This is a genomic window from Streptomyces sp. NPDC059477, from assembly GCF_042749375.1.
GTDB lineage: Bacteria > Actinomycetota > Actinomycetes > Streptomycetales > Streptomycetaceae > Streptomyces.
On record NZ_JBHYUG010000032.1, the window covers coordinates 77,951 to 86,450 of the forward strand.

At 74.3% G+C, this 8,500-nt stretch carries 7 protein-coding genes and 1 pseudogene; 4 read left to right on the forward strand and 4 right to left on the reverse strand.

All coding sequences use genetic code 11. The annotated features are described in order from the left end of the window. Positions 1-89: 89 nt before the first annotated feature. A pseudogene (locus tag ACFXAZ_RS18510) lies at positions 90-1,872 on the reverse strand (CHAT domain-containing protein); the annotation flags it as partial. A gap of 148 nt (positions 1,873-2,020) precedes the next feature. Here ACFXAZ_RS18510 and ACFXAZ_RS18515 point away from each other — a divergent pair. The 3 genes from ACFXAZ_RS18515 to ACFXAZ_RS18525 all read left to right on the forward strand — a co-directional run bounded on the left by ACFXAZ_RS18515 (position 2,021) and on the right by ACFXAZ_RS18525 (position 4,661). Then, the gene (locus tag ACFXAZ_RS18515) at positions 2,021-3,460 is read left to right on the forward strand and encodes a S8/S53 family peptidase (protein WP_384591787.1); all 1,440 of its coding nucleotides are present in this window, start codon (positions 2,021-2,023) and stop codon (positions 3,458-3,460) included. Between the two features lie 5 nt (positions 3,461-3,465). Next, positions 3,466-4,125 (forward strand): RNA polymerase sigma factor, encoded by a 660-nt coding sequence (locus tag ACFXAZ_RS18520; protein ID WP_384591816.1) that lies wholly within the window; start codon positions 3,466-3,468, stop codon positions 4,123-4,125. Positions 4,126-4,214: 89 nt separating this feature from the next. Further along, a complete protein-coding gene (locus ACFXAZ_RS18525) occupies positions 4,215-4,661 on the forward strand; it encodes a hypothetical protein (protein WP_384591818.1) in 447 nt (148 codons plus the stop codon). Positions 4,662-4,693: 32 nt separating this feature from the next. On the opposite strand, the gene ACFXAZ_RS18530 is transcribed toward ACFXAZ_RS18525, so the two are convergent. Both ACFXAZ_RS18530 and ACFXAZ_RS18535 read right to left on the reverse strand, forming a co-directional pair. Further along, positions 4,694-5,917 (reverse strand): cytochrome P450, encoded by a 1,224-nt coding sequence (locus tag ACFXAZ_RS18530; protein WP_384591790.1) that lies wholly within the window; start codon positions 5,915-5,917, stop codon positions 4,694-4,696. 322 nt (positions 5,918-6,239) lie between these two features. Beyond that, positions 6,240-7,040, reverse strand: a complete 801-nt coding sequence (locus ACFXAZ_RS18535) for an N-formylglutamate amidohydrolase (RefSeq protein WP_384591793.1) — start codon at positions 7,038-7,040, stop codon at positions 6,240-6,242. Between the two features lie 94 nt (positions 7,041-7,134). Here ACFXAZ_RS18535 and ACFXAZ_RS18540 point away from each other — a divergent pair, with 94 nt between their 5' ends. Continuing rightward, a complete protein-coding gene (locus ACFXAZ_RS18540) occupies positions 7,135-7,476 on the forward strand; it encodes a DUF5713 family protein (protein ID WP_384591796.1) in 342 nt (113 codons plus the stop codon). 34 nt (positions 7,477-7,510) lie between these two features. Here the strand turns inward: ACFXAZ_RS18540 and ACFXAZ_RS18545 are convergent. After that, the coding region (locus ACFXAZ_RS18545; RefSeq protein WP_384591799.1) for a homoserine O-acetyltransferase at positions 7,511-8,500 on the reverse strand (990 nt) is incomplete at its 5' end.

The following is an 8,500-nucleotide window of genomic DNA, read 5'->3' on the forward strand; positions in this document are numbered from 1 at the left end:
GGGGGCGGGCCCACCGCGGGGCCGGGGGGGGGGGGCGGGCCCACCGCGGGGGGCCCGCCCCCCCCCCGGCGGGCGGGGGCCCCCGGCGGGGGTTTGGCCCCGGCGCCGCAGCCCCGCCTGTATGTGCTCCGCCTCCAGTTCGGCCTCGGCGAGCAGCCCCGCCGAGAAGCGCCGCACCCGGCCTTCCGCGCACAGCAGCACCTGCACCCGGCCGTCGACCACCGCCAGCTCCACCAGCCGGGTCGTGCCGAGCCGGGCCAGCAGCCGGCCCACGTCGAAGCGGTGGCCGCCGCCCGGGGTCTCGCCGCGCAGATGCAGGGTGCGGGAGCGGATCGCCTTCTCCAGCCGCCGCTGCTCACGCTCCAGCGCAGGCACCGGACGCCGCTCGCGGCGGGCCTCCTCCGCGCGGGCGGCGATCTCCCGGAAAGCGGTGAGGTCGCCCAGGAGTTCCGGGTCGGCGGGCGGCCGGGTCGGCGGGGTGCTCAGCGCGGTCGCCCGCCACCGCTCGCTCCACTCCAGCAACCGCCGGGGCCCGCCCTGCGCGAGGCTCGCGCCCTGCGCCAGCGCCGCCAGCTCCGCGCCCTGCTCGGTGGCCCGCGCCCGCAGCTCCGAGGCGCCCAGCGTCATCCGGTGGTCGTCCAGGACGTTCAGCCCCCGCCGGCACGCCTCCAGCACGCCCCGCCGGGACCCGGCAGCCTCCGCCCGCAGCGCCTGCGCCGCCCAGCCCGTCAGCCGGGCCAGCGGCGGCCCGCTGTGCCTGCTGCGGGCGGCCAGCGCCAGATGCCGCTCCGCGTCCGTGCGCCAGCCCAGCCGCAGCGCGATCCGGCCCGCCAGCAGCGACGCCTCCGGCGCGGCCGGCGCCCCGAACGAGGCCAGCCGGTCGGCCACCGCCGCCGCGTCCGCGACCATCCGGCCCGAACCCCGCCCGGTCGCCACCCGCGACTCGATCAGCACCAGCCGCGCGTGCGTCTCCCACCAGACACGCCGCTGCGCCGCGAACAGCCGCACCGCGAGCGCCGCCCGCGCGATCGCCGTATGCGGATCCCCCGCGAGCCGCGCCGCGCGGGCGGCCGTCAGCAAAAGCTCCGCCTTGCGCGTGGACTGCCCGCCGATCCCGTCCAGCTGCGCGATCGCCGTGTCCGCCTCCGACAGCGCCTCCGGCGCGAGCCCGGCCGCCATCAGCACCTCGCAGCGCCGCACGATCAGCTGGAAGATCGGCGTGCCCAGCTTGCCGTACCGCTCCTCCGCCTCCGCCAGCAGCCGCAGCGCCACCGGTACGTCCCCGGACCGGAACGCGGCGAGCCCCCGGCTCTCCACCGCGTCCGCCTTGTCGTGCTCCTGGCCGGTGATCTCCCACAGCGCCTCGGCCGCCGCGAAGTCCTGGTCCGCGCGCTCCACCGCGCCCAGCGCCAGATGCACGGTCGCGCGCAGCGTCAGCGCCCGCGCCGTCCAGATCACGTCGTCCGCCTGCCGCAGCACCGGGATCGCCCGCCGTACGTCCTCCAGCGCCGCCCTGTGATGCCCCAGCACCCACCCCGCGTACGCCCGCCGGAACAGCACCCGCGCGCGTGTGTGCCCGGTGCCGCGCGCCACGCCCCGCTCCAGCGCCTCCTGGCCCTGCCGGGTCTGGCCCGCGTGGATCAGCGCCACGCCGAGCGTGCCGAGCACATCCGCCTCGCGTTCGGGTGAGTCCGCGCGCACCGCGTAGTCCCGGGCGCGCCGCAGATGACGCAGAGCGAGTTTCGTGTCACCGAAGTCCCGCTGCCAGATACCGATCACCTGATGGGCCACCGAGGCGTGCAGCGGCGGCGCCGGGCTGTCCAGCACCAGGCGCGCCCGCGTGAGGGCGTCGTTCGGCGCGGCGAACACCATGGGCAGCAGTTCGAGCACCGTGTCGCTTCCGGCTGTCACCCCAGGGATGGTAGTGCGAGCGGAACCAGGTCACACCAGTTCGGGTCTGTATCAATCGACCGCCCCCCGGCTCTGATTGACGACCGCCGCCTCATTGGGAGGACACGCCATGGCACCACAGCGATTCCGCGAGCAGTTCGATCAGATCCAGCGGGCGCTTCCCGACGTACCCCTGGCGATGGGCCCGGACGACTCCGCCGAGTTCATCTACGAGAAGGGAGTCGTCCTCGCGCGTGACGGCGAGGAGGCCCTCGCCGTCGAGGACGCCGTCCGCGCGCACTTCACCGCGACCGAGGGACTGCTCCCGGAGAACGTGCGCCGGGCGAGCCCGCAGACCAACCGCTCCGGCATCACCCGCATCCAGGTCGGCGACCCGGTCGACGGCGGCCGGGCCGCCGACCAGAACGTGGCCGGGGCGCTGCGTGCGAAGCGGACCGCCGAGGGCCGCGCCGGGCGCCGCCTGGTCAGCCGCAACCACGTCGTGCACATCGCGCCGGTCAACTGCTGCCCCGGCGACGAGCCGGTCCCCGCCCAGCAGAACCCGCAGCCCAACCCGGCCGCCGCGCCGACGCCGTACGACGCGCAGAGCGCCGTACGCGTCCTGGTGATCGACAACGGGCTGACGCACGACTACCGCTCCTACCCGCCGCTCGCCCGCACCGAGGGCGACGCGCACGAGGCGGAGACCGACGCCGACGGGCTGCTGAAGCTGTACATCGGCCACGGCACGTTCATCGCGGGCCTGGTCGCCGCCGTCGCCCCCAACACGGACGTCACCGTGCGCAACACGCTCAGCGACGTCGGCGCCATCCTGGAGTCCGAGTTCGGCGACAAGCTCTTCGAGGCGGTCGACGAGAGCGGCTGGCCGGACATCCTCAGCCTGTCCGCCGGCACCTCCAACGGCCGCGTCGACGGGCTCCTGGGCCTGGAGAACTTCATGCGCGAGCTGCGCGAGCAGCCCACGCTGCTGGTCGCCGCCGCGGGCAACAACGGCAGCGCCACCCCCTTCTGGCCCGCCGCCTACGCCACCCGCCCCGACTTCGAGGAGGCGGTGCTCTCGGTCGGCGCGCTGCGCAGCGACGGCGAGTTCGGCGCCTGCTTCAGCAACCACGGTCCCTGGGTCCGCGTCTTCGCCCCCGGCGAGCGCGTCACCAGCGCCCTGACCGGCTTCGGGACGCCGGTGCCGTACGTGTACCAGCACTCGACGTACGACGACTGCCGCTACGGCTTCTCCTACGGTTGCACCTGCACCCATCCGGGCCACACCGGAGTCCTCAGCGACGACGGGGAGGACAGCGTCGGCAAGGCGGATCAGGTGATGTTCGAGGGCCTCGCGCAGTGGAGCGGCACCTCCTTCGCCACGCCCGTCGTCGCCGGTCTGGTCGCCGCCCACATGACGGCGAGTGGCGAGTGCGACCCGCGCGCGGCAGCCCGTCAACTCCTTGAACTCAACACGGAGTTGGCCGAGGTGCGCGGCGGTCATGTGCCCGCGCTGCTGCCGCCCACCTGGCAGTCCGTACCGGTCGCGCACCCGGCCCCACCGGCATGAGCACCATGCTGAACGCGGGATTCCGCGCGTGTACCGGAACCACCCCCGTCACGGCGTACGATGACAGGCCGTACACGAGGGGTGGGTCCGTGGAACGTGCAGAGGTCGGCGCGCTCGTACAGTCCGCCGTCGACGGCGACGCGGCGGCCTGGAAAGCACTGGTGGAGGGTCTGAGCCCGCTGGTGTGGTCGGTTGCGCGCGCACACCGGCTGTCCGACGCCGACGCGCACGAGGTCTACCAGACGGTGTGGTTCCGCTTCGCCCAGAACCTGGGGCGGATCCGGGAGCCGCAGAAGGCCGGATCGTGGCTGGCGAGCACCGCGCGGCACGAGAGCCTGAAGGTCATCAAGAGCCTGCGCCGGCTGACACCGACCGACGACCCGATCCTGCTGGACCGGGTCAGCGAGGAGCCCACGCCCGAGGAGTCCCTGCTCGACGCCGAGGAGGCCGCCGCCCAGAGCGAGCGGGTCCGCAGGGTGTGGCAGGAGTTCGAGGGACTGGGCGAGCGCTGCCGGCAGCTGCTGCGCGTGCTCATGGCCTCGCCGCCGCCCAGCTATCAGGAGGTGTCGGCCGCGCTCGACATCGCGGTGGGCAGCATCGGGCCCCTGCGCCAGCGCTGTCTGCGCCGCCTGCGGGCCCGACTCGACGCACGGGGAGCATCGTGAACCGCAACGACAACGAGGGCAACGCCGCCATCCCCGGCGGGGCCGGGGACTTCGGGGACTTCGGGGACGACGAGGCCCTCGAAGCGCACATGGGGGAGTTCGACACCAGCCCGCTGGAGGCGGAACTGCGGCGTGCCGCGGCCGTCCTGGACCCGGTCCCGCCCGAGCTGCGCCGGCTCGCGGTCGACGCGTTCATACTGCACGACCTGGACGCCCGGATCGCCGAGCTGACCTTCGACTCCCTGGTCGACGCCATCCCCGTCCGGGGGGTGACGGACCCGCCGCGGATGCTGACCTTCCGTACCGGTGAGCTGACCGTGGACGTGGAGGTGACCGCGCACGGCCTGATGGGGCAGGTGCTGCCGCCCCAGCCCGCCCGGATCGAGGTGCTCGGCGGCCCGCAGCTGTCCACGCCGGACGTGCTGACCGCCGACGCCATGGGCCGCTTCACCAGCGAGGCCCCGCCGATCGGCCCGTTCGCCCTGCGGCTGCGGACCGGGGCGGAGGTGGTCGTGACGGAGTGGCTGCGGGCTTGAGCGAGCGGTGAGAGAACGGGGGGCGCTGCCGCTCACCACGTGCACGGCAGCGTCCGCGGCCCCCTGATCATCGTCTTCTTCCGCCACTCCACCTGGTCCGCCGGGACCGCGAGCCGCAGTCCCGGCAGCCGCTCCAGCAGCGTCCCCAGCAGCAGTTCCGTCTGGAGCTTGGCCAGGATCGCGCCCGTGCAGTAGTGCGACCCGTTGCCGAAGGCCAGATGGGGGTTGGTGGTCCGGTCGGGGTCGATCAGCTCCGGGTCGGGGAACACACTCGGGTCCCGGTTGGCGGCCAGGTACGACACATACACCGGGTCGCCCGCGCGGATCAGCACGCCGTGCAGCTCGACGTCCTCCTGCGCGATCCGGGCCAGCCCCACCGAGCTGCGGTGCGGGATGAAACGCAGCATCTCCTCGATCAGCGGCCCGCGTGCCGCCGCGTCCCGCCGCATCCGCGCCATCAGCTCCGGCCGGGTCAGCAGCAGGAACAGCATCTGCCCACAGTTGTGGGTGACCGCCTCACCGCCGATCTGGAGCGGCCCGGCGAGCCCGATCGCCTCCTCCTCGGCCACCTCGCCCCGCGCCACCGCCGCGCCCAGCCGGGCGTACACGTCGTCGCCCCCGTCGTCGGCGCGGGCCCGGATGGTGTCCGTGATCCAGCCGTACAGCCCCTGCTTGGCCCGCTCGGCGGACTCCGCGCCGCCGGACATGGAGATGATCCGCCGGGTCCAGGAGTGCACCTGCTCCCGGTCCGCCGCCGGTACCCCCATCACCTCACTGACCAGCGTGATCGGGAACGGCTCCAGCACCCGCTCGATCAGCTCGGCGGGCGGCCCGTCCCGTACGACCCCGTCCACCAGCTCGTCCAGCAGTTCCTGTGCCCGGGGCCGCAGGCGCTTCATCGCGCCGACGGTGAACGCCCCGGCCACCGCCTTGCGCAGCCGGTTGTGGTCCGGCTGGTCGGCGAAGGCGAGCGAACCCGGCCGGGGCTTGAAGTGCGGGGCCATCCGTGTCACCTGACGCCGGGTGACCTCCGCGCGCCCGAAACGCGGGTCGTTGGTGATCGCCTTGACGTCCTCGTAGCGGGTGGCGAGCCACGCCCAGCCCTCGCCGAACGGCAGCCGGATGCGGTGCAGCGGCCCCTCCCGCATGAGGTCGGCGAGCACCGGGTCGAACGCGGTGCCCTCCAGATCGGGCGTGGGCCAGTCCCGTACCGGCGGCAGGGCCTGTCCGGTCAGCGTGGTGGTGTCCTCGGTCATGCCCTCACCCTGTCCCGGCCGGGGCAGGCTGTCGCGCGGAAGTGCTCCAGGCGGAGGCATCGGGCACCGGGCGGGTCTGATCAGCGGGCCGCTGGGCGTGGCCCGACCACCGGCCATTGGGCCCGGCCTGACCACCGGCCGCCGGGCCGGGCCCGGTCACCGGGATGCGATGTCCGCCGGCTCCGGCGGCGGCGGGGCCAGGTCCGTGAGTGCCGTCGTTGCCGGGTCGCTCGGCCCCGTCGGGGCTGCCGGGCCAGGCTTGGTCACGGGCCGCCGGGCCGGACTCGATCCGGCGGAGTCACCGGCCGTCCGCCGGGCCCGGTCACCGGGACGCGGACTCCACCAGTTCCGCCAGTGCCGAGGCCAGGTCCGTCAGCGTTGCCGTCGCCGGGCCGCCTGGCTCGGTCATGTAGGTGTCGCGGCGGATCTCCACCATCAGCGCGCTCACCCGGGCGTCGGTCCCGTAGTACGTGAGCGGTACGTATGTCCCGCCGAACGGGCTGTCGAGCCCTGTCTCCCCGCACCGCGCGAACGCCGCGCGGGCCGCCTCCCGCAGCTCGGGCGGGGTGTGGAAGGCGTCGGTGCCCAGGCACACCGGCGGGCGCGGTCCCTCGCCGTGCAGCTCGTAGGGGAGGGCCGTGGTGGGGTACGAGTGCACGTCGATGATCACGGCCCGTCCGGTGGCCGCCAGCCGGTCAGCGACGGCGTCCGCCACCGCCCGCGCGTAGGGGTGGAAGTACCGCTCGATGAGCGGGCGGGGATCGGTGCCGTCCGCCCGCAGTGCCTCCCGGTGCGTGGTCCGCGTGTATACGGCGCCCATGCCCACGGCGAGCATCTCCTCGCGTTCGTCCGGGAACCGCTCCGGGTCCACGACCAGCCGCGAGAGCCGGTTGACGAACCGCCACGGGGTGACCCCGGCCCGCGCGGCGGCCTCGGCGGCGATCCGGTCGGTGTGCGCGTCGGTGATGTGGTCCAGCTCCCGCGCGAGCGCCGCGTCGTCCAGGACGATCCCGGCGCGCACGTCGGGCGGGATCGCGCGGGACGCGTGCGGGACGTGCAGCAGCACGGGGGAGGTGGCGGCGCCGGGCAGCAGCTCGAAGGAGGCGGGTGCGGGGTGGGGCATCGGGCGGCTCCGGGGGCGTTGTCAGTGGCATACGGCAAGATCGAGGACAGGGTGACGCACAAGGTGTCACAGCCACGAACGAGGGGGGAACCTCATGCCGATCACCGATGAGCGGGCCGCCGGCCGCGTCTTCCTGAAGCTGCTCCACCGCGACGACTACTACCCGGACCACTTGGTCGACAAGGGCCGGGACATCCTGGTGCGGCTGTGCGAGCGCATCGAGGCGGAGCGGCCCGCCGATGTCGAGGCGTTCTATGTCCTTACCCATGCCGCGACCGAGGAGTTCAACACGCTCCAGGAGGAGTTCTGGGCGGCGGACAGCGAGATCGAGACCGTGGCGCGGGACGAGATAGCCATGGACTTCTGGTTCATCGCGGAGACGTACGGGTTCGAGGACGCCGACCTGGAGGAGGTGGTCGCGCCCCGGGACTGGTGAGTCCCGCGCGACACCGAGCCGTACCCAGCGGGCCTCAGCCCAGCAACTCCCCTACCAGCGCGCCCACCTGCCCGGTCTCGATGAGGAATCCGTCGTGCCCGTACGGCGACTCGATCACCCGGAGCCGGTCGGCGGACGGGATCAGGGCGGCCAGCTCCGACTGCTGGGCGAGGGGATACAGCCGGTCGGAGTCCACCCCGGCGACCAGCGTGCGGGCCGTGACCCGGCCCAGCGCCGCTCGTGTGCCACCCCGGGCGCGGCCCACGTCGTGCGCGTTCATGGCCTCGGTCAGGGTGACGTAACTGCCCGCGTCGAAGCGGCGGATCAGTTTCCCGGCGTGGTGGTCGAGATACGACTCGACCTGGTACCGACCGCCCCGCCACGGGTCCTCGGCGCCTTGTGGTCCACGGCCGAAGCGCGAGTGCAGCTCCGGTTCGCTGCGGTAGGTGACATGGGCGATCCGGCGGGCCAGACCGAGGCCGGTGTGCGGGCCGCGCCCGGTGCCGTGGTAGTCGCCGCCGCGCCAGTCGGGGTCGGCGCGGACCGCCGTGAGCTGCGCGTTGGCCCACGCGATCTGCTCCGCGCTGGCGGCGGCCGTCGTCGCGAGCAGCAGCAGCGCGCCCACCTGCCCCGGGTAGGACACCGCCCACTCCACGGCCCGCATCCCGCCCATCGAACCGCCGACCACCAGCGCCCACCGCGCGATGCCGAGCGCCTGCGCGAGCCCGGCCTCGGCGGCCACCTGGTCGCGCTGGGTCAGGAAGGGGAACGCGCCGCCCCACGCCCGTGAACCGTCCGGGCGCGGCGCGGACGGTCCCGTACTGCCCTGGCAGCCGCCCAGTACGTTCGGCGCGACCACGAACCAGCGGTCGGTGTCCAGGGCCAGGCCCGGTCCGACCAGCCCCTGCCACCAGCCGGGCGTGGGATGCCCCGGCCCGGCGGGACCGCTGACATGGCTGTCCCCGGTGAGGGCGTGCAGCACCAGCTCGGCGTTCGAGGCGTCCGGGGCGAGGGTGCCCCAGGT